The organism is Pandoraea commovens, from assembly GCF_024704525.1.
GTDB lineage: Bacteria > Pseudomonadota > Gammaproteobacteria > Burkholderiales > Burkholderiaceae > Pandoraea > Pandoraea commovens.
In genome coordinates, this window is the sequence record NZ_CP102780.1 from 2,179,363 (window position 1) to 2,199,421 (window position 20,059).

The window sequence follows — 20,059 nt, forward strand, 5'->3', positions numbered from 1 at the left end:
GAGGCGAGCATGAAATTGGAAAGCGGACGAGGCCGTGCAGTCACGCGGGCGGCTTCCGACGCAGGGTGGCGCGACGCCGGCCGGACAGGCAAGGCGACTGGTGAGGGTGCGCGCCATGATCCGCCGCGGGCCTTGCATCGTAGACCACGAGCGCGTTCGGAGTCCGACGCGCGGGACAACGATGCGAGACATTGCAGTCTGTCGGTTCGTGAAAACGAAGTGTTTCATATGCTGGTCGACGGCCTGGCCGTCAACGAGGTCGCCCACGCGCTGCATCTGAGCGAGCGGACGGTCGCATCACACGTCGCCCATATTCTGGATAAGCTCGCGCTCGGCGACAGCGCGGAATTGATCGGCTACGCCATCCGGCACGGTCTGATCGATGAGGGGAGCGAGGGCGTCGCCTGAGGCGTATTCGGTGCGAAGCAGGTCCTCACACGGCAAGTCAACCCGGCGCGTCGCGAACGGTCGTCATGAGCGTTGCGGCGCGCCCGTCAAATCGATGTCTGCGAAGTACTTCCCTTAGACCTTCCTTACGCTTTCGTTCCGCTTACGTTGGGCTCGCACCGCCTTCCGTTCGTTGGACATTACCTCCCACGTCCCGATTAATTCGGAATCCCTTTGCCGATACGCTGCGCGTGCATTCGCGGCCGACGCGATTGTGCAGTCGGTGATATGGTGCAGGCTCAACAAAATTTTCACGGAGGGTGCGTGTCATGACGGACGAGCCGCGCGCGAAGCGTCGGTCCGAATGTCTGCGCGTCACCGTCGACATCCCAACAAGAAGGGGCGGCGCTTTGCTTGCGTGGCGAGACCGCTCCAGAAATCGAGGACAGACACGATGAAGGCCATCGAGATCACCCAGTACGGCGCACCGGAAGTGCTCAAGCTCACCGAGCGTGCTCGCCCCGAACTCAAGCCGGGTGAGGTGCTCATCAAGGTGAGCGCCTCGGGCGTGAACCGCCCGGACGTGCTTCAGCGCATCGGTCAGTACCCGGTGCCGCCGGGCGCATCCGACCTGCCGGGGCTGGAAGTGGCGGGCGAAATCGTAGAAGGCGCGCAAGGTGTGCTGGATGGCGCGGACAACCGCTGGGGCCTGAAGATCGGTTCGCGGGTGTGTGCGCTGGTGCAGGGCGGTGGTTACGCCGAGTACTGCACCGCGCCGCTGGCGCAGGTGCTGCCGGTGCCCGATGGGTTGTCGGATGTCGAGGCGGCGTCGTTGCCCGAGACGTTCTTCACGGTCTGGAGCAATGTGTTCGATCGTGCGCGTCTTGGCGAGACCGAAGCCGGTGAGAAGGAAACGCTGCTGGTGCAGGGTGGGACGAGCGGGATCGGCGTGACGGCGATTCAACTGGCCGTCGCTCTCGGCCATCGCGTGTTCGCCACCGCAGGCTCCGAAGACAAGGCGCGAGCCTGCGAGACATTGGGTGCCGAGCGCGGCATCAATTACAAGACGGAAGACTTTGTCGCCGTGACGAAGGAGCTCACCAAGGACCGCGGCGTGGACGTCGTCCTCGATATGGTGGGCGGCGATTATCTGCCGCGCGAAGTGCAGGCGCTGGCCTTTGACGGACGTATCGCCATCATCGCGCTGCTGGGCGGCAGCAAGGCGACGCTGGATATGGGTGCGCTGCTGCGTCGCCGTCTCACCGTGACGGGCTCGACGCTGCGTCCGCGCTCGGTGGCCTTCAAGGCGGCCATTGCGAAGAACCTGCACGACAAGGTCTGGCCGCTGCTCGCTGCAGGCAAGATTCGTCCCGTGATTTATCAGACGTTTCCGGCCGATCAGGCGGACAAGGCCCATGCTTTGATGGAAACGAGCACGCACGTCGGCAAGATCGTGCTGACCTGGTAAGCGCGTTCTGCCCGATTCGCCAGGTCCAATGCTGTGAATCCGCGTGAATGTCCCATTTCATGCGGTTTCACACGTTGGAAAACCGGCGAAATTGACCCCTATGCCCCGGACGCACTAGAATGAGAGGTTTTTCGTCTATACGCATTGGGGGATAAGGCGTGACAACTGGTACCGCAGCTTCGGCTCGCACCATCAGCCGTAAGGCTGGCAAGCTCGTCGTGGGCAATTGGAAACTGCACGGCAGTCTGGCCGGCAATGAGGCGCTGTTGGGCGACCTGCTGGCTTCGCCTGTGCTGAGCGCACCGGGCGTGACCGCGGCGGTTTGTGTGCCGTTCCCCTATCTCGCACAATGCCAGACCCGTCTCTCGGGGCAGGTGCTGGGCTTCGGCGCGCAGGACGTATCGGCGCAAGTGAACGGCGCGTTCACCGGCGAAGTCGCCGCGCAGATGATCGCCGAATTCGGCGCGAAGTTCGTGATCGTCGGTCACTCGGAGCGTCGTGCGTATCACGGCGAGACGGATGCGAGCGTGGCGGCCAAGACGCTGCGCGTGCTCGATGCCGGTATGACGCCGATCGTGTGCATTGGCGAAACGCTGGCCGAGCGCGAAGCCGGTGAGACGACGGCAGTCGTTACGCGTCAGCTCGAAACGGTGCTCGCGGCACTGACGGTCGAGCAAGCTACGCAGATCGTCGTTGCCTACGAACCGGTCTGGGCGATCGGCACGGGCAAGACAGCGACGTCGGCGCAAGCGCAGGAAGTGCATGCGCATCTGCGTTCGCTGTTGCGTGCGAAGGGTGAGGCGGTTGTGGATGTGGCGGTGTTGTATGGCGGCAGTGTGAAGCCGGACAACGCGGCCGAACTGTTCTCGATGGCGGACGTCGATGGCGGTCTGATCGGCGGCGCGGCATTGAAGGCAGCAGATTTTCTGGCGATTTGCGAGGCAGGTCTGTCGCGCTGATGCCAATACCGTTTGTTGTAACGGTATGAAATAGTCATGACGCAGTGCACCAATTTCGCTGCGAATCGGATGAATTGGATTCTTCTATACGGGTGTTGAGATGGGGTTGTTGAAAACGTTGTTGATCGTGGTGCAGGTGCTTTCCGCGCTGGGCATCATCGGTCTGGTGTTGTTGCAGCATGGCAAGGGCGCCGACATGGGCGCGGCATTCGGCAGCGGTTCGTCGGGTAGTCTTTTCGGCGCATCGGGCTCGGCCAACTTCCTGTCGCGCACCACGGCTGCACTGGCTGCCGTGTTCTTCGTGACCACGCTGGGCCTGACTTATATGGGTTCGTACAAGCCGGCATCAAACATCGGTGTCCTTGGTAATTTGCCTGCGGCGACTGCGCCGACAACGGCTTCCGCACCCGCTGCAGCAAGTGCTCCGGCACCCGCTTCGGCTGCGAATCCGCAAGACGTGCCGAAGTAATTCGCATTGCGTTTGTGACAAGTAATACGTTGTAAAGAAAGTTGAAAAAAAATCGATTTGTGCATTGAACAAAATGCCGAAGGGCGCTAATATAGCGGTCTTGAAGCGATTCGTAAGTGACAGCGGATTGCAGACTATGAATGCCGACGTGGTGAAATTGGTAGACACGCTATCTTGAGGGGGTAGTGGCGAAAGCTGTGCGAGTTCGAGTCTCGCCGTCGGCACCACAGTTCTACGATGCCAGCCTTGCGTTTATGCTTTGGCTGGCATTTTATTTTGTGCTCACCGTTCATCCGCTTTCCGGTCCCCACACCATCGACGAGAGCGGTTCTTTGAACTAACCGAAAGAGGGTAGAGTTGAACCTCGGAACCTATTATCCCGTCCTGCTGTTTATTCTGGTAGGTGGCGGTCTTGGGGCGGTACTGATTGGCGTCGGTAAATTCCTCGGCCCCAACAATCCCGACAGCGAAAAACTCTCTCCGTACGAGTGCGGCTTCGAGGCATTCGAAGACGCGCGCATGAAGTTCGATGTGCGCTACTATCTCGTCGCCATCCTTTTCATCCTGTTCGATCTCGAAACGGCATTTCTGTTTCCGTGGGGCGTCGCCCTGCGCGATATCGGCTGGGTGGGCTTTATCTCCATGATGGGTTTCCTGCTTGAACTGCTGGTCGGTTTCGTTTTCCTGTGGAAGCGCGGTGCGCTCGACTGGGAATAAGACCGTCAACGTAACTGGCAGCATTGCAGAAGGATTCAGGGTAAGCATATGAGCATCGAAGGGGTTTTGCGCGAAGGGTTCGTCACCACCACGGCTGACAAACTCATCAACTGGACGCGTACAGGTTCGCTTTGGCCGATGACGTTCGGCCTCGCGTGCTGTGCCGTTGAAATGATGCACGCCGGCGCGGCGCGTTACGATCTGGACCGGTTTGGCGTGGTGTTCCGCCCCAGCCCGCGTCAGTCGGACGTGATGATCGTGGCCGGTACGCTGTGCAACAAGATGGCGCCTGCGCTGCGCAAGGTCTACGACCAGATGGCCGAGCCGCGTTGGGTGATCTCGATGGGGTCGTGCGCCAACGGCGGCGGCTACTATCACTATTCCTACTCGGTGGTGCGCGGTTGCGATCGCATCGTGCCGGTCGACGTCTACGTGCCGGGCTGTCCGCCGACGGCCGAGGCGCTGGTCTACGGCATCATCCAGTTGCAGTCGAAGATCAAGCGGACTGCGACGATCGCGCGTAAATAACCGCTACCGCCCATGTCTACACTAGAAAAACTCAAGACCACCCTGCAAAACGTGCTTGGCCCCCGGGCCGAGCAGTTGGTGGAAGCCCTCGACGAGCTCACGCTCACCGTCAAGGCTAGCGACTATCTCGAAGTGGCGCGTACGCTGCGCGATCATCCCGAGCTGAAGTTCGAGCAACTGATGGACGTTGCCGGTCTCGACTATTCGGCTTACGGCGATGGCGCTTATGACGGTCCGCGTTACGCCGCCGTGTCGCATCTGCTCTCGCTCACCCACAACTGGCGTCTGCGTGTGCGCGTGTTCGCACCGGAAGACGATCTGCCGGTCGTGGCATCGCTGATCGATCTGTGGAGCTCGGCCGACTGGTTCGAGCGCGAAGCATTCGATCTGGTCGGTATCGTGTTCGAAGGTCACCCGGACCTGCGCCGTATTCTCACGGATTACGGTTTCATCGGTCACCCGTTCCGCAAGGACTTCCCGACGTCGGGTTATGTCGAGATGCGTTACGACCCGGAGCAGAAGCGAGTGATCTATCAGCCGGTGACGATCGAGCCGCGCGAAATTACGCCGCGCATCATCCGCGAAGAGCATTACGCCGGTCTGAAACATTAAGGTGGCCTTGTGGCAGACATCAAGAACTACACCCTGAACTTCGGTCCGCAGCACCCGGCAGCGCACGGCGTGCTGCGCCTGGTGCTCGAGCTGGACGGCGAAGTCATCCAGCGTGCCGATCCGCACATCGGCCTGTTGCACCGCGCGACCGAAAAACTCGCCGAATCGAAGACGTTCCTGCAATCCGTGCCGTACATGGATCGTCTCGATTATGTGTCGATGATGTGCAATGAGCACGCATACGTCATGGCGATCGAAAAGCTGCTCGGCGTCGACGTGCCGATTCGCGCACAATACATCCGTGTGATGTTCGACGAGATCACGCGCGTGCTGAACCACCTGATGTGGATCGGCTCGCACGCCCTCGACGTGGGCGCGATGGCCGTGTTCCTGTACGCCTTCCGTGAACGCGAAGATCTGTTCGACGTGTACGAAGCCGTCTCGGGTGCACGTATGCACGCGGCCTACTACCGTCCGGGCGGCGTGTATCGCGACCTGCCGGACACGATGCCGAAATATCGTGCGTCGAAGATGCACAACGAGCGCGCGATCAAGAAGATGAACGAAGCACGCGAAGGCTCGCTGCTCGACTTCATCGAAGATTTCGCCATCCGTTTCCCGAAGTGTGTCGACGAGTACGAAACGCTGCTCACCGACAACCGTATCTGGAAGCAGCGTCTGGTGGGTATCGGCGTGGTGTCGCCTGAGCGCGCGATGCAGCTGGGCTTCTCCGGCGCGATGCTGCGCGGTTCGGGCATTGCCTGGGACTTGCGCAAGAAGCAGCCGTACGAAGTGTACGACCGCCTCGATTTCGAAATTCCGGTGGGTAAGGAAGGCGATTGCTACGACCGTTATCTGGTGCGCGTGGAAGAAATGCGCCAGTCGGCCAGCCTGATTCGCCAGTGCGTGAAGTGGCTGCGTGAAAATCCGGGTCCGGTGATCACCGACAACCACAAGGTGGCTCCGCCGTCGCGCGTCGAAATGAAGTCGAACATGGAAGAGCTGATTCACCACTTCAAGCTCTTCACGGAAGGCTTCCACGTGCCCGCTGGCGAGACGTATGCCGCTGTCGAGCACCCGAAGGGCGAGTTCGGTATCTATCTGGTGTCGGACGGTGCCAATAAGCCGTATCGCCTGAAGATTCGTGCGCCGGGCTTTGCCCACCTTTCGGCGCTCAACGAGATGGCGAAGGGTCACATGATTGCCGATGCTGTGGCGATCATCGGTACCCAGGATATCGTGTTCGGCGAGATCGATCGCTAAGTGCGCAGCGGGCGCCTTGTGCGTTTCGCGAGTTTTTTTCGGCGGGGTTTCGCAGGTCGATACCGTTGCCGTTCCAGTAGCCGTGCCAGTAGTGCGTGGGCAGTCGACAAAATCGGCGCGCCCGCGCTGGCACGAGCGGGGATAACGTTTTAGAGAACAGTCGGATCGGAAATGCTTTCTCCCGAAGCCCTGAAGAAAATCGACCGTGCCGTTGCCAAATACCCTGCCGAGCAGAAGCAGTCGGCAGTGATGCACGCCCTTGCCGTAGCGCAGGTCGAAAAAGGCTGGTTGTCGCCCGAAGTGATGCAATTCGTGGCGGAATACCTCGACATGCCCGCAGTCGCGGTGCAAGAGGTTGCAACCTTCTACACCATGTTCAACACGAGCCCGACGGGCAAGTTCAAGTTGACCGTGTGCACGAACCTGCCTTGCCAGCTCACGCGTGGCGAAGAAATGGCCAAGTACCTGAAGGAGAAGTTGGGCGTCGAGTATGGCGACATCACGCCCGACGGCCTCTTCACGGTCAAGGAAGGCGAGTGCATGGGCGCTTGTGGCGACGCTCCCGTCATGCTGGTGAATAACCATCGCATGTGCGGCTTCATGAACGAAGAAAAGGTCGACGCGCTCATCAACGAGCTGACGGCCAAGGGCGCTGCAGGAGAGAAAGCATGACGTCGCTGCACAACCGTCACATCAAGCCGCTGATTCTTGCCGATCTGAACGGCGAGAACTGGCACCTCGAAGATTACGTCAAGCGCGGTGGTTACCAGCAGCTCGCACGTATTCTGAAAGAAGGCATCACGCCGGAGCAGGTGATTGCCGACGTCAAGGCGTCGGGCCTGCGTGGTCGTGGAGGCGCAGGCTTCCCGACTGGTCTGAAGTGGAGCTTCATGCCGCGCGCGTTCCCGGGTCAGAAGTACCTCGTCTGCAATTCGGACGAAGGCGAGCCGGGTACGTTCAAAGACCGCGACATCATGCGCTACAACCCGCATTCGCTGATCGAAGGGATGGCCATCGGTGCTTACGCCATGGGCATTTCGGTCGGCTATAACTACATCCACGGTGAAATCTACGAAGTGTACGAACGCTTCGAGGAAGCCCTGGACGAAGCGCGCGCAGCCGGTTATCTGGGCAAGAACATTCTGGGTACTGACTTCTCGTTCGAGTTGCATGCTCACCACGGTTACGGTGCGTACATCTGCGGCGAAGAGACGGCGTTGCTCGAATCGCTCGAAGGCAAGAAGGGTCAACCGCGTTTCAAGCCGCCTTTCCCGGCAAGCTTCGGTCTGTACGGTAAGCCTACGACCATCAACAACACCGAAACGTTCGCAGCCGTTCCGTTCTTGCTGGCCACGGGCCCGCAGCAGTATCTGGAAATGGGCAAGCCGAACAACGGCGGCACCAAGATCTTCTCGGTGTCGGGCGACGTCGAGCTGCCGGGTAACTACGAAGTGCCGCTGGGCACGCCGTTCGGCGAACTGCTCGAACTGGCCGGTGGTATGCGCGGTGGCAAGAAGTTGAAGGCAGTGATTCCTGGCGGTTCGTCGGCACCTGTCGTGCCGGCCGGGCTGATGATGGAAACCACGATGGACTACGACAGCATCGCCAAGGCTGGCTCGATGCTGGGTTCGGGCGCGGTGATCGTCATGGACGAAACGCGCTGCATGGTGAAGTCGCTGCTGCGTCTGTCGTACTTCTACTACGAAGAATCGTGCGGTCAGTGCACGCCGTGCCGTGAAGGTACTGGCTGGCTGTGGCGCGTGGTCAATCGTATCGAGCATGGTGAAGGCCGCAAGGAAGATCTGGACCTGCTCAACTCGGTGGCCGAGAACATCATGGGCCGTACCATTTGCGCGCTGGGCGATGCCGCAGCGATGCCGGTGCGCGGCATGCTCAAACACTTCTGGGACGAGTTCGCCTACCACGTCGAGCACAAGCATTGCTTGGTCGGCGCTCACTAATCCCTTTTGACGCTTGGCATTGAACCGCTATGGTTGAAATCGAAATTGACGGCCAAAAGGTCGAGGTGCCCGAAGGCAGCATGGTGATCCAGGCTGCCAAAAAGAACGGCACCTATATTCCCCACTTCTGTTACCACAAGAAGCTGTCCATCGCTGCGAACTGCCGCATGTGCCTGGTCGAGGTCGAGAAGGCCCCGAAGGCTGTGCCGGCATGCGCTACGCCGGTGGCCAACGGCATGATCGTGCGCACGAACTCCGAGAAGGCTGTGAAAGCACAGCAATCGGTGATGGAGTTCCTGCTGATCAACCACCCGCTCGACTGCCCGATCTGCGATCAGGGCGGTGAGTGCCAACTGCAAGATCTGGCAGTGGGCTACGGTAAGTCGGCTTCGCGCTATCAGGAAGAGAAGCGCGTGGTGTTCCACAAGAACGTGGGCCCGCTCATCTCGATGGAAGAGATGTCGCGCTGCATTCACTGCACCCGCTGCGTGCGTTTCGGCCAGGAAGTGGCCGGCGTCATGGAATTCGGCATGCTGGGTCGCGGTGAGCACTCGGAAATCACGTCGTTCGTCGGCAAGACGGTCGACTCCGAACTCTCGGGCAACATGATCGACCTGTGCCCGGTCGGAGCACTCACCTCGAAGCCGTTCCGCTACAGCGCCCGTACGTGGGAACTGTCGCGCCGCAAGTCGGTGAGCCCTCACGATGGCGTGGGTGCGAACCTCGTGGTGCAAGTGAAGAACAACAAGGTCATGCGCGTTGTGCCGCTCGAAAACGAAGCGGTCAACGAGTGCTGGATTTCGGACAAGGATCGCTTCTCGTACGAAGGCCTGAACAGCGACGACCGTCTCACCAAGCCGATGCTCAAGCAGGGCGGCGAGTGGCACGAAGTCGACTGGCAGACGGCGCTTGAGTACGTCGGTCACGGTCTGACGGACATCATCCGCGACTTCGGGGCCGACGCGGTTGCCGCGCTGGCTTCGCCGCACGCCACGATCGAAGAACTGCACCTGTTGCAGAAGTTCGTGCGCGCACTGGGTAGCGACAACGTCGACTTCCGTCTGCGTCAGACGGATGTGTCGGGCGGCACTCAGGGTGCCCCGTGGCTCGGCCTGCCGATCGCCGAACTCGATACGCTGCAAAGCGCGCTGGTCATCGGCTCGTTCCTGCGTAAGGATCATCCGCTGTTCGCCTCGCGTCTGCGCTCGGCTGTGAAGGCCGGTGGTCAACTGAATCTGCTGCATGCCTCGGACGACGATCTGCTGGTGAAGCTCGCCAACAAGATCATCGCAGCGCCGAGCGCCTGGGTGAGCGAACTGGCAGGTATCGCCGTCGCCGCTGCGGCTGCCAAGGGCGTTGCCGCTCCGGCAGAACTGGCCGGTGTGAACGCCAGCGACGCCGCCAAGGCGATCGCCGCTTCGCTGATCAACGGCGAGCGTCGTGCGATTCTGCTGGGTAACGCCGTTGTCCAGCATCCGCAATTCGCTCAACTGCACGCCATCGCGCAAGTCATCGCCGACATCACCGGTGCGAAGCTGGGCTTCCTGACGGAAGGCGCGAACACGGTGGGCGGTTATGCGGTGAAGGCCTTGAGCGCGAAGGGCGCTGCGGCACTGTTCGCACAGCCGCGTCAGGCTTACCTGCTGCTCAACGCCGAGCCGGAGTTCGACTCGGCCGACGCGAAGCAAGCACTCACGGCATTGACCGCCGCGAAGATGGTCGTCTCGCTCTCGCCGTTCAAGCACGGCCTCGAATACGCCGACGTGCTGCTGCCGATCGCTCCGTTCACGGAAACGGCCGGTACGTTCGTCAACGCCGAAGGTCTGCCGCAACACTTCAACGGTGTGGTGCGTGCGCTGGGCGACACGCGTCCGGGCTGGAAGGTGCTGCGCGTGCTGGGCAACCTGCTCAAGCTGCAAGGTTTCGAGCAAGACACTGCAGAACAGGTGCGTGACGAAGCGCTGGCCGGTTTCTCGGCTGCGTCGCTCGACAACCGCGCCCGCGCGGCACTGGTGGCACCGAAGGCTGCAGGTCAGGGTCTGGAGCGTCTGGCCGATGTGCCGATCTACGCTGCCGACGCGCTCGTGCGCCGCGCACCGTCGCTGCAACTGACCAACGATGCCAAGGCTGCGCTGCGCGCAACGCTGCCGGCTGCGCTGTTCGACAGCCTGGGTCTCGCCAAGGGCGACGCGGTTCGCGTGCGTCAGGGCGACGCCGTGGTCACGCTGCCGGCCGCTCGCTCGGAAACGCTGCCCGCCAATGTGGTGCGTGTACCGGCAGCCACGCCGGCGTCCGCCGCGCTTGGCGCGATGTTCGGTGAAATCTCGGTGGAGAAGGCGTAAATGAGCCTGAACGAAGTCATCAATCAATACGGCACGCAGCTGCTGGGCGTTGCCTGGCCGACGGTGTGGGCGCTGGTCCGCATTCTCGTCGTCGCCGTGATTCTGCTGCTGTGCGTGGCGTATCTGATTCTGTGGGAGCGTAAGCTCATCGGCTGGATGCACGTGCGTCTCGGTCCGAACCGCGTGGGTCCGGCAGGTTTGCTCCAGCCGATCGCCGATGTGTTGAAGCTGTTGCTCAAGGAAGTGATCACGCCGTCGCAAGTCAGCAAGGGCATTTACGCCATCGCTCCGGTGATGGCCGTGTTGCCGGCGTTTGCGATCTGGGCGGTGATCCCGTTCCAGCCGGGCGCGGTGCTGGCCGACGTGAACGCCGGTCTGCTTTACGCGATGGCCATTTCGTCGATCGGTGTCTACGGCGTGATTCTCGCCGGCTGGGCCTCGAACTCGAAGTACGCCTTCCTCGGTGCCATGCGTGCATCGGCTCAGATGATTTCGTATGAAATCGCCATGGGCTTCGCGCTGGTTACGGTGCTGATGACGGCCGGCTCGCTCAATCTGTCGGACATCGTGCGCTCGCAAGAACACGGCATGTTCGCGGGCATGGGGCTGAACCTGCTGTCGTGGAACTGGATTCCGCTGCTGCCGATGTTCGTCGTCTACTTCATCTCGGGCATTGCGGAAACGAACCGCCACCCGTTCGACGTGGTGGAAGGCGAGTCGGAAATCGTGGCCGGTCACATGATCGAATACTCGGGCATGGGCTTCGCCCTGTTCTTCCTGGCCGAGTACATCAACATGATCATCATCTCGGCGCTGGCCTCGGTGCTGTTCCTGGGTGGCTGGAGTGCGCCGTTCGGCTTCCTGTCGTTCATCCCGGGTGTGTTCTGGCTGGCTTTCAAGGTGTTCCTGCTGCTGTCGGTGTTCATCTGGGTGCGTGCGACGTTCCCGCGCTACCGCTACGACCAGATCATGCGTCTGGGCTGGAAGGTGTTCCTGCCGTTGACGATCCTCTGGGTGATCGTGGTTGGGGGCTGGATCATGTCTCCCTGGAACATCTGGGGCTGAGGCGAACGGAGTAGAGGAATCCCATGGTAAGGGCAATCAAAGACTTTTTCGGCAGTTTCCTGTTGTTGGAACTGCTCAAGGGCATGGCGCTCACAGGGCGCTACACGTTCGCACGCAAGGTGACGGTGCAGTTTCCGGAAGAGAAGACGCCGCTGTCGCCGCGTTTTCGCGGTCTGCACGCACTGCGCCGTTATCCGAACGGTGAAGAACGTTGCATCGCTTGCAAGTTGTGCGAAGCCGTGTGCCCGGCAATGGCAATCACGATCGAATCGGATGTGCGTGAAGACAATACCCGTCGCACCACGCGCTACGACATCGATCTGACCAAGTGCATCTTCTGCGGCTTCTGCGAAGAAAGCTGCCCGGTGGACTCGATCGTCGAAACGCACATTCTCGAGTATCACGGCGAGAAGCGTGGCGATCTGTACTTCACCAAGGAGATGCTGCTCGCGGTGGGCGATCGTTACGAAAACGAAATCGCGGCGGCCAAGGCGGCCGATGCGCCGTACCGTTAAAGCAGGGCAGGGCGCGGTGCTTGGGTAGCGCGCCCGGTACGGCAACAGACGTTGGCTAATTCTCGGCACACCCGGTGATTATGGAATTCACAACTTTTCTTTTTTACGTGTTTGCGCTGATCCTCGTGATCTCCGGCCTGAAGGTCGTGACCTCGCGCAACCCCGTACAGTCCGCACTGTTCCTGGTGCTGGCGTTCTTCAATGCTGCGGCGATCTGGATGCTGCTCGAAGCCGAGTTTCTGGCAATCATGCTGGTGCTCGTCTACGTCGGCGCGGTGATGGTGCTGTTCCTGTTCGTGGTGATGATGATCGACATCAATCTCGACGAACTGCGTCGCGGCTTCGGTAAGTTCATTCCGCTGGCGAGTGCCGTCGGCGCGATCATGATCGTCGAAGCAGCACTCGTGCTGATGCGCGGCTACGGCGCCACGCGTGCCCCGGTCAAGGCCGTGTCGGCACCGGACGTGTCGAACACCAAGGCGCTCGGCGTTGCGCTCTACACCGACTACATCTTCGCCTTCGAAGTGGCAGGTCTGATCCTGCTGGTGGCCGTCGTGGCAGCCGTTGCGCTCACGATGCGTACCCGTAAGGACCACAAACAGACCGACCCGAGCAAGCAGGTGCGCGTGAAGAAACGCGACCGCGTGCGTCTGGTGTCGATGCCCGCCGAAGCCCGGCAGCAATCCACCGGCACTGACAAGCCGGCGGCGGAATAAGGAGACAGCATGATGTCGTTGTCGCTAGCGCATTACCTGGTGTTGGGCGCGATTCTGTTCGCGATCAGCATTACCGGTATCTTCCTCAACCGCAGAAATGTGATTGTGCTGCTCATGGCCATCGAGCTGATGTTGCTCGCGGTCAATCTGAACTTCGTCGCGTTCTCGCATTACCTGGGCGACATTGCCGGCCAGGTATTCGTGTTCTTCATTCTTACGGTGGCCGCCGCAGAAGCTGCGATCGGTCTGGCTATTCTGGTCACGCTGTTCCGTAAGCTCGAAACGGTCAACGTCGAAGATCTCGACCGCCTCAAGGGTTAAAGCGAACGCTGTTATGGCATCCACATTGAATCCCAACCTGCTGCTCGCGATTCCGCTGGCGCCGCTCGTCGGCTCCATGATTGCCGGCCTGTTCGGCAAGCAAGTCGGACGCGCGGGCGCCCACACGGTCACGATCCTCGGCGTGCTGGTCGCGTTTGTCCTGTCGGTCATGACCTTTATCGACGTGTTGAACGGGGCGAGCTTCAACGCCACGGTCTACGAATGGGCTCGCATCGGCGAACTCAAGCTCGAGATCGGTTTCCTCGTCGACACGCTCACCGTCACGATGATGTGCGTGGTCACCTCCGTCTCGCTCATGGTGCACATCTACACCATCGGCTATATGGCGGAAGATCCGGGCTACCAACGCTTCTTCTCGTACATCTCGCTGTTCACGTTCTCGATGTTGATGCTCGTGATGAGCAACAACTTCCTGCAACTGTTCTTCGGCTGGGAAGCGGTGGGGCTGGTCTCGTACCTGCTGATCGGTTTCTGGTACACGCGTCCGACCGCGATCTACGCCAATATGAAGGCGTTCCTGGTCAACCGCGTCGGTGACTTCGGCTTCCTGCTCGGTATCGGCCTGATTCTGGCGTTCACCGGCACGCTGAACTACAGCGAAGTGTTCGCCAAGGCTAACGACGTTGCAGCCCTTTCGTTCCCGGGCACCGACTGGCGTCTGATTACGGTGGCTTGTATCTGCCTGTTCATCGGCGCGATGGGTAAGTCGGCGCAGTTCCCGCTGCACGTCTGGCTGCCGGACTCGATGGAAGGCCCGACCCCGATCTCGGCACTGATTCACGCGGCCACGATGGTGACGGCGGGTATCTTCATGGTGAGCCGTATGTCGCCGCTGTTCGAACTGTCGGACACCGCGCTGTCGTTCATCACGATCATCGGTGCGATCACGGCGTTGTTCATGGGCTTCCTGGGCATGATCCAGAACGACATCAAGCGTGTCGTGGCCTACTCGACGCTCTCGCAGCTCGGTTACATGACGGTCGCGCTTGGCGTGTCGGCCTACCCGGTCGCCATCTTCCACCTGATGACGCACGCGTTCTTCAAGGCGCTGCTGTTCCTCGGTGCCGGTTCGGTGATCATGGGCATGCACCACGATCAGGACATGCGCAACATGGGCGGCCTGTGGAAGTACATGCCGATCACGTGGATCACGTCGCTGCTGGGTTCGCTCGCGCTGATCGGCACGCCGTTCTTCGCAGGCTTCTACTCGAAGGACTCGATCATCGAAGCGGTCGCCGCCTCGCATCTGCCGGGTTCGGGCTTCGCCTACTTCGCAGTAGTCGCGAGCGTGTTCGTCACGGCGTTCTACTCGTTCCGTATGTACTTCCTGGTCTTCCACGGCAAGGAGCGTTTCGGTCAGGCGCATGCGCATGATCATCACGACGCGCACCACGAGGAAGAAGAGGATTCGCACGACGAGCACCACGGTCTGGCCCCGGGTCAGAAGCCGCACGAGTCTCCGGCTGTCGTCACGATTCCGCTGATCCTGCTGGCGATCCCGTCGGTCATCATCGGTGCCATTGCGATCGCTCCGATGCTCTTCGGCGAGTTCTTCAAGCAAGGCGTGGCGTTCAAGGACGTGATCTTCGTCGGCGAGAATCACCCGGCGATGGAAGAACTCGGCCACGAGTTCCACGGCTGGGTGGCGATGGCACTGCACTCGTTCGGCACGCTGCCGATCGCACTGTCGGCGCTGGGCATCATTCTGGCGGCGTTCTTCTACCTCAAGCGTCCGGACATTCCGGAAGCGCTGAAGAACCGGTTCTCGGGCGTCTACAACCTGCTCGATAACAAGTACTACATGGACAAGATCAACGAAGTGGTCTTCGCCAAGGGCGCGCTCAAGATTGGTCGCGGCCTGTGGAAGGCGGGCGATCAGGGTCTCATCGACGGCGCCGTCGTGAATGGCAGCGCGCGTCTGGTGGGCTGGTTCGCCGGCGTCATTCGCTTCGCACAATCCGGTTACATCTACCACTACGCGTTCGCCATGATCATCGGCATGCTCGGGCTCCTGACGCTGTTTGTGACGTTGAACGGCAAGTAATAGGGGGAGCCAATAACAATGCAATCGCTACCGCTTCTGAGTCTGGCCATCTGGCTGCCCATCATCTCGGGGATCGTTATCCTCGCGGTGGGTAACGACCGCAATCCGGGTGTCGCACGCGCGCTGTCGCTGATCGGCTCGCTGCTGAGCTTCCTGGTCACGCTGCCGCTGATCTCGAACTTCGACGCCAAGGCCTCTTCGTTCCAGTTCGTCGAGAAATCGAGCTGGATCGAACGCTTCCACATCAACTACTTCCTCGGCATCGACGGCATTTCGCTGTGGCTTGTCGTGCTGACCGCCCTCATCACGGTGATCGTGGTGATCGCAGGCTGGGAAGTGATCACCGAACGCGTGGCGCAGTACATGGCCGCGTTCCTGATCCTCTCCGGTCTGATGATCGGCGTGTTCTCGGCACAAGACGGCTTGCTGTTCTACGTGTTCTTCGAAGCCACGCTGATCCCGATGTATCTGATCATCGGTATCTGGGGTGGTCCGAACCGCGTGTACGCTGCGTTCAAGTTCTTCCTGTACACGCTGCTCGGCTCGCTGCTGATGCTGGTTGCGCTGATCTATCTGTACAACGCGACGGGTTCGTTCACGCTGACCGACTGGTACGCCGCGAAGCTGCCGATGAACGTGCAGATACTGCTGTTCGTGGCCTTCTTCATGGCCTTCGCGGTGAAGGTGCCGATGTGGCCGGTGCACACCTGGCTGCCGGACGCCCACGTGGAAGCGCCGACGGGTGGCTCGGTCGTGCTGGCCGCCATCATGCTGAAGCTCGGCGCGTACGGTTTCCTGCGCTTCTCGCTGCCGATCGCACCGGACGCCAGTCACTACCTGTCGGGCTTCATGGTCGCGCTTGCGCTGATCGCCATCGTCTACATCGGCCTCGTGGCTCTGGTGCAGACGGATATGAAGAAACTGGTGGCTTACTCGTCGATCGCTCACATGGGCTTCGCGATCCTCGGCTTCTTCATGTTCAGCGAAATCGGCATGCAGGGCGCGATGGTGCAGATGATCTCGCACGGTTTCGTGTCGGGCGCCATGTTCCTGTGTATCGGTGTGCTGTACGACCGTATGCACTCGCGCAACATCGCCGACTACGGCGGTGTCGTGAACACGATGCCGAAGTTCGCCGCATTCCTGATGCTGTTCGCCATGGCTAACAGCGGTCTGCCGGCAACGTCGGGCTTCGTGGGTGAGTTCCTGGTGATTCTGGGCGCTGTGAAGCTGAACTTCTGGGTGGGCCTGCTGGCTGCCACCTCGCTGATCACCGGTGCGGCCTACTCGCTGTGGATGTACAAGCGCGTGATTTTCGGCGCGATCGCCAACGATCATGTACGCGAGCTGATCGACATCAACAAGCGCGAGTTCTTCATGCTCGCAGTGCTGGCGGCTCTCACGTTGTTCATGGGTATCTATCCGAAGCCTTTTACGGACCTGATGCATACCTCCGTGGTTAACCTCCTCGCCCACGTGGCGCAGACCAAGCTGCCGTAATCGGGGAGGACATCTAGATCATGCAAAACATTAATCTGCTGCCTGCGTTGCCGGAGGCCATCCTGCTGCTCATGATCCTCGTGATCATGATGTGCGACGCGTTCCTCGGCCAGACGCGCAAGCTTAACTACGTGCTGGCGCTCATCACGTCGGCTGTCGTGTCGGTGCTGTGGGCTTGCAATGCCGCCGACCCGGCGTCGCATTACCTGTTCGGCAATGTGTTCGTCGCCGACCCGATGTCGAACCTGCTCAAGGCCTTCGGTGGTCTGGCAACGTTCGTCACGTTCATCTACGGCCAGAAGTATCTGGAAGCACGCGGTCTTGCCCGTGGCGACTTCTACGTCCTCAGCCTGTTCTCGCTGCTGGGCCTGTCGGTGATGATCTCGGGCAACAGCTTCCTGACGCTGTATCTGGGTCTGGAACTGATGTCGCTGTCGCTGTATGCGCTCGCCGCCGTGTGGCGCGATTCGACGAACGCGACCGAGTCGGCCATGAAGTACTACGTGCTGGGTGCGCTGGCTTCGGGCTTCCTGCTGTACGGTATGTCGATGATGTACGGCGCGACGGGCTCGCTCGAACTCGCCAAGGTCTTCGAAGTGATCGCTTCCGGCGCCGTGAACAAGATCGTGCTGGTGTTCGGCGTGGTCTTCGTGGTGGCCGGTCTGGCGTTCAAGCTGGGCGCTGCACCGTTCCACATGTGGGTGCCGGACGTCTATCAGGGCGCACCGACCCCGGTCACGCTGCTCATCGGCGGCGCACCGAAGCTGGGTGCCTTCGCGCTGCTGCTGCGCTTGCTGGTGGAAGGCATGCTCCCGCTGGCGATCGACTGGCAGCAGATGCTGATCATTCTGGCGGTGCTCTCGCTGGTGATCGGTAACCTGACGGCTATCGTGCAGACCAACGTCAAGCGTCTGCTGGCGTACTCGACGATCTCGCACATGGGTTTCGTGCTGCTGGGCATGCTCTCGGGCGTGGTGGGCGGCAAGATCGACGGCATCGCCGACGCGTACGGTTCGTCGCTGTTCTACAGCGTGATCTATCTGCTGACGACGCTGGGTACGTTCGGTATCGTGCTGTTGCTTTCGCGTAAGGGCTTCGAAGCCGAGAACCTCTCGGATCTGAAGGGCTTGAACCAACGCAGTCCGTGGTTTGCCTTCGTCATGCTGATGTTGATGTTCTCGCTGGCCGGTATTCCGCCGCTGGCAGGCTTCTACGCCAAGCTGGCTGTGCTGCAAGCCGTGGTGAACGCCGGTATGGTGTGGCTGGCAGTGGTCGCGGTGATCGCGTCGCTGATCGGTGCGTTCTACTATCTGCGCGTCGTGAAGCTGATGTACTTCGACAAAGCCGACGACACCAATGCGCTGGAAGGCAGCGGTACGATGCGCTTCGTGCTGTCGATCAACGGTCTGGCCATGCTGTATCTCGGCCTGATGCCGGGGTCGCTGATGGACTGGTGCCTGCGCACGATCAAGCTGACGCTGGCGAGCTAACTCGCCGGATGACTTCACGCAGTGATGCGATGCGGACAGGGCAGATCGGAACGATCTGCCCTGCCGTTTGACAGAGATAGCAGGGCAAGCAGGGGAGACGAACGATGGGGATGTCCGCAGGCGGTACGCTAGTCATTTTGCTGGCTGTGCTGGGCGCGAACCTGCCGTTCGTGAACCAGAGGTTGTTCGGTATTCTCGGGCGCAAGTCGGCGGTCAAACCGCTGTGGCTTCGTCTGATCGAGATGGTGGTGGCGTACTTCGTCGTAGGTGCGCTCGGTTACCTGATCGAGTCGGGCATCGGCAATGTGTTCGCACAGGGCTGGGAGTTCTACGCCGTGACGGCGAGCCTGTTTGTCGTGTTCGCGTTTCCGGGCTTCGTCTACCGGTATTTGTGGCGCCATCGACCGGCGGCTGCCGCGTGAGATGGATGCTTCGCAAGACGCCGCCCCCGAGGCGGCGTTTTGTATTCCGGGTTCGCCAATTTTCAGCCGTGGAGGGCTTATGACCCAACAGCAAGACGACCAGCACCTGATTGAGACCGGCATCGAGAGCGATACCGTCTACGAAGGCGCGTTCCTCACCATCAAGCGCGATCGTGTGCGTCTGCCCGACGGCAAGACGGCGATTCGCGAGTACACGACCCATCCGGGGGCGGTGATGGTGATCCCGCTGTTCGAAGACGGTCAGGTGCTCATGGAGCGCCAGTATCGCTATCCGTTGAAGCGGGTGATGACGGAGTTGCCCGCCGGTAAGCTCGACGAGGCCGAGGGTGGCCTCGTGTGCGGTCAGCGCGAGTTGCTGGAAGAGACGGGCTATCGGGCCGAGCGCTGGGATTACCTGACCCGCATTCACCCGGTGATTTCGTACTCGACGGAGTTCATCGACATCTGGCTGGCACGCGATCTGACAAAGGGCGAGCAGAAGCTGGATGAAGGCGAGTTTCTGGACGTCTTCAAGATGCCCGCGACGGAGCTGCTTCAGTGGGTGCGTGAAGGACGCGTCACGGACGTGAAATCGGTTATCGGCGCGTTTTGGCTGGAAAAGATATTATCGGGAGTCTGGCAGCCCGGTGAACGTACGCCGTTGCGCTGATTCGCCGTCTTACGGTCATTTTTCGATCCCGGCCTCGCTGACGTATTCCAACGGCGGGGCGGGGACACATCCGTTGCATCATGAAGGTTTTTGATCTGCGTTGTGCCCATGAGCACACCTTCGAGGGCTGGTTCGGCTCGGAGGACGATTACCTGTCGCAACAGTCTCGCGGGCTGGTCAGTTGCCCGGTCTGTGGCGACACGGCTGTCGTGCGCATGCCGTCCGCACCGCGTCTGAATCTGTCGGGGACGACGTCGCGCGCCGAGACCTCGGCGACGCAGGCGAGCGGCTCGCCCGTGCGTGCCGATGCGCTGCCTCCAGAGGTTGCGCAAGCGCAGCGTCAATTGCAGACGTTGTGGATGAAAGCTGTGCGCCACGTCATTGCGAATACGGAAGACGTCGGTAATCAATTCGCCGAGGAAGCGCGCAAGATTCACTATCAGGAAGCCCCGGAGCGCAATATTCGCGGCACGACGTCGCGAGAGGAAGCCGAGGCGCTGGCCGACGAAGGCATCGACATCATGTCGCTGCCGCTGCCTGACGGTGTCAAGGAAACCCTCCAATAGCGGTTCGTCGGGTGCCGTTCCGG

Annotated in this window: 21 protein-coding genes and 1 tRNA gene; all 22 read left to right on the forward strand. The window is 60.7% G+C overall.

What is annotated here, in order from left to right; translation table 11 throughout:
• Positions 1-9 precede the first annotated feature (9 nt).
• Positions 10-408 carry a LuxR C-terminal-related transcriptional regulator gene (locus NTU39_RS10255; protein WP_257959777.1) on the forward strand — a complete coding sequence of 133 codons (399 nt, stop codon included), beginning with the start codon at positions 10-12 and terminating at the stop codon, positions 406-408.
• Positions 409-841: 433 nt separating this feature from the next.
• Positions 842-1,855: an NAD(P)H-quinone oxidoreductase gene (locus NTU39_RS10260; RefSeq protein ID WP_150664829.1), complete on the forward strand. Its 1,014-nt coding sequence runs from the start codon at positions 842-844 to the stop codon at positions 1,853-1,855.
• A gap of 191 nt (positions 1,856-2,046) precedes the next feature.
• Complete coding sequence (gene tpiA, locus NTU39_RS10265; RefSeq protein WP_150660734.1) at positions 2,047-2,814, forward strand: triose-phosphate isomerase; 768 nt, start codon at positions 2,047-2,049, stop codon at positions 2,812-2,814.
• A gap of 100 nt (positions 2,815-2,914) precedes the next feature.
• Positions 2,915-3,283 (forward strand): preprotein translocase subunit SecG, encoded by a 369-nt coding sequence (secG, locus tag NTU39_RS10270; protein ID WP_150664830.1) that lies wholly within the window; start codon positions 2,915-2,917, stop codon positions 3,281-3,283.
• Between the two features lie 142 nt (positions 3,284-3,425).
• Positions 3,426-3,510, forward strand: a tRNA-Leu gene (locus NTU39_RS10275).
• A gap of 130 nt (positions 3,511-3,640) precedes the next feature.
• Entirely contained in the window at positions 3,641-4,000 is a 360-nt protein-coding gene (locus NTU39_RS10280; RefSeq protein WP_150576756.1) for an NADH-quinone oxidoreductase subunit A, read from the forward strand.
• Positions 4,001-4,048: 48 nt separating this feature from the next.
• Entirely contained in the window at positions 4,049-4,528 is a 480-nt protein-coding gene (locus tag NTU39_RS10285; protein WP_010807413.1) for a NuoB/complex I 20 kDa subunit family protein, read from the forward strand.
• A gap of 12 nt (positions 4,529-4,540) precedes the next feature.
• Positions 4,541-5,140: an NADH-quinone oxidoreductase subunit C gene (locus NTU39_RS10290; protein ID WP_150576757.1), complete on the forward strand. Its 600-nt coding sequence runs from the start codon at positions 4,541-4,543 to the stop codon at positions 5,138-5,140.
• A 9-nt stretch (positions 5,141-5,149) separates the two neighbouring features.
• On the forward strand, positions 5,150-6,403 hold the full coding sequence (locus NTU39_RS10295) for an NADH-quinone oxidoreductase subunit D (protein WP_150664831.1): 1,254 nt from the start codon (positions 5,150-5,152) through the stop codon (positions 6,401-6,403).
• Positions 6,404-6,574: 171 nt separating this feature from the next.
• Entirely contained in the window at positions 6,575-7,075 is a 501-nt protein-coding gene (gene nuoE, locus NTU39_RS10300; protein ID WP_150664832.1) for an NADH-quinone oxidoreductase subunit NuoE, read from the forward strand.
• Positions 7,072-8,364: an NADH-quinone oxidoreductase subunit NuoF gene (gene nuoF, locus NTU39_RS10305; protein WP_150664833.1), complete on the forward strand. Its 1,293-nt coding sequence runs from the start codon at positions 7,072-7,074 to the stop codon at positions 8,362-8,364. Before nuoE ends, nuoF begins: the two co-directional genes overlap by 4 nt.
• Before the next feature lie 29 nt (positions 8,365-8,393).
• Positions 8,394-10,706 carry an NADH-quinone oxidoreductase subunit NuoG gene (gene nuoG, locus NTU39_RS10310; RefSeq protein ID WP_150664834.1) on the forward strand — a complete coding sequence of 771 codons (2,313 nt, stop codon included), beginning with the start codon at positions 8,394-8,396 and terminating at the stop codon, positions 10,704-10,706.
• Positions 10,707-11,771 (forward strand): NADH-quinone oxidoreductase subunit NuoH, encoded by a 1,065-nt coding sequence (gene nuoH / locus NTU39_RS10315; RefSeq protein WP_039399237.1) that lies wholly within the window; start codon positions 10,707-10,709, stop codon positions 11,769-11,771.
• Positions 11,772-11,794: 23 nt separating this feature from the next.
• A complete protein-coding gene (nuoI, locus tag NTU39_RS10320; RefSeq protein ID WP_039399235.1) occupies positions 11,795-12,286 on the forward strand; it encodes an NADH-quinone oxidoreductase subunit NuoI in 492 nt (163 codons plus the stop codon).
• A gap of 80 nt (positions 12,287-12,366) precedes the next feature.
• A complete protein-coding gene (locus NTU39_RS10325; RefSeq protein ID WP_039399233.1) occupies positions 12,367-13,002 on the forward strand; it encodes an NADH-quinone oxidoreductase subunit J in 636 nt (211 codons plus the stop codon).
• 9 nt (positions 13,003-13,011) lie between these two features.
• Positions 13,012-13,323, forward strand: coding sequence for an NADH-quinone oxidoreductase subunit NuoK (gene nuoK, locus NTU39_RS10330; RefSeq protein WP_023596640.1), 312 nt, complete (start codon positions 13,012-13,014; stop codon positions 13,321-13,323).
• Between the two features lie 13 nt (positions 13,324-13,336).
• A complete protein-coding gene (nuoL, locus tag NTU39_RS10335; RefSeq protein WP_150664835.1) occupies positions 13,337-15,388 on the forward strand; it encodes an NADH-quinone oxidoreductase subunit L in 2,052 nt (683 codons plus the stop codon).
• Between the two features lie 18 nt (positions 15,389-15,406).
• Positions 15,407-16,888, forward strand: coding sequence for an NADH-quinone oxidoreductase subunit M (locus NTU39_RS10340; RefSeq protein WP_150664836.1), 1,482 nt, complete (start codon positions 15,407-15,409; stop codon positions 16,886-16,888).
• A gap of 20 nt (positions 16,889-16,908) precedes the next feature.
• On the forward strand, positions 16,909-18,378 hold the full coding sequence (gene nuoN, locus NTU39_RS10345; RefSeq protein ID WP_150664837.1) for an NADH-quinone oxidoreductase subunit NuoN: 1,470 nt from the start codon (positions 16,909-16,911) through the stop codon (positions 18,376-18,378).
• 110 nt (positions 18,379-18,488) lie between these two features.
• Positions 18,489-18,800, forward strand: a complete 312-nt coding sequence (locus tag NTU39_RS10350; RefSeq protein WP_039403639.1) for a DUF2818 family protein — start codon at positions 18,489-18,491, stop codon at positions 18,798-18,800.
• 79 nt (positions 18,801-18,879) lie between these two features.
• Positions 18,880-19,470 (forward strand): NUDIX domain-containing protein, encoded by a 591-nt coding sequence (locus NTU39_RS10355; protein WP_150664838.1) that lies wholly within the window; start codon positions 18,880-18,882, stop codon positions 19,468-19,470.
• Between the two features lie 80 nt (positions 19,471-19,550).
• Entirely contained in the window at positions 19,551-20,036 is a 486-nt protein-coding gene (locus NTU39_RS10360; RefSeq protein WP_150664839.1) for a DUF1178 family protein, read from the forward strand.
• Positions 20,037-20,059 lie beyond the last annotated feature (23 nt).

Excerpts from the sequence above, each read along its gene's own strand:
- NTU39_RS10255 (WP_257959777.1), top strand. The coding sequence starts at position 10 with ATGAAATTGGAAAGCGGACGAGGCCGTGCAGTCACGCGGGCGGCTTCC.
- NTU39_RS10260 (WP_150664829.1), top strand. The coding sequence starts at position 842 with ATGAAGGCCATCGAGATCACCCAGTACGGCGCACCGGAAGTGCTCAAG.
- secG (WP_150664830.1), top strand. The coding sequence starts at position 2,915 with ATGGGGTTGTTGAAAACGTTGTTGATCGTGGTGCAGGTGCTTTCCGCG.
- NTU39_RS10285 (WP_010807413.1), top strand. The coding sequence starts at position 4,049 with ATGAGCATCGAAGGGGTTTTGCGCGAAGGGTTCGTCACCACCACGGCT.
- NTU39_RS10290 (WP_150576757.1), top strand. The coding sequence starts at position 4,541 with ATGTCTACACTAGAAAAACTCAAGACCACCCTGCAAAACGTGCTTGGC.
- nuoE (WP_150664832.1), top strand. The coding sequence starts at position 6,575 with ATGCTTTCTCCCGAAGCCCTGAAGAAAATCGACCGTGCCGTTGCCAAA.
- nuoF (WP_150664833.1), top strand. The coding sequence starts at position 7,072 with ATGACGTCGCTGCACAACCGTCACATCAAGCCGCTGATTCTTGCCGAT.
- nuoG (WP_150664834.1), top strand. The coding sequence starts at position 8,394 with ATGGTTGAAATCGAAATTGACGGCCAAAAGGTCGAGGTGCCCGAAGGC.
- nuoH (WP_039399237.1), top strand. The coding sequence starts at position 10,707 with ATGAGCCTGAACGAAGTCATCAATCAATACGGCACGCAGCTGCTGGGC.
- nuoI (WP_039399235.1), top strand. The coding sequence starts at position 11,795 with ATGGTAAGGGCAATCAAAGACTTTTTCGGCAGTTTCCTGTTGTTGGAA.
- NTU39_RS10325 (WP_039399233.1), top strand. The coding sequence starts at position 12,367 with ATGGAATTCACAACTTTTCTTTTTTACGTGTTTGCGCTGATCCTCGTG.
- nuoK (WP_023596640.1), top strand. The coding sequence starts at position 13,012 with ATGATGTCGTTGTCGCTAGCGCATTACCTGGTGTTGGGCGCGATTCTG.
- nuoL (WP_150664835.1), top strand. The coding sequence starts at position 13,337 with ATGGCATCCACATTGAATCCCAACCTGCTGCTCGCGATTCCGCTGGCG.
- NTU39_RS10340 (WP_150664836.1), top strand. The coding sequence starts at position 15,407 with ATGCAATCGCTACCGCTTCTGAGTCTGGCCATCTGGCTGCCCATCATC.
- nuoN (WP_150664837.1), top strand. The coding sequence starts at position 16,909 with ATGCAAAACATTAATCTGCTGCCTGCGTTGCCGGAGGCCATCCTGCTG.
- NTU39_RS10350 (WP_039403639.1), top strand. The coding sequence starts at position 18,489 with ATGTCCGCAGGCGGTACGCTAGTCATTTTGCTGGCTGTGCTGGGCGCG.
- NTU39_RS10355 (WP_150664838.1), top strand. The coding sequence starts at position 18,880 with ATGACCCAACAGCAAGACGACCAGCACCTGATTGAGACCGGCATCGAG.
- NTU39_RS10360 (WP_150664839.1), top strand. The coding sequence starts at position 19,551 with ATGAAGGTTTTTGATCTGCGTTGTGCCCATGAGCACACCTTCGAGGGC.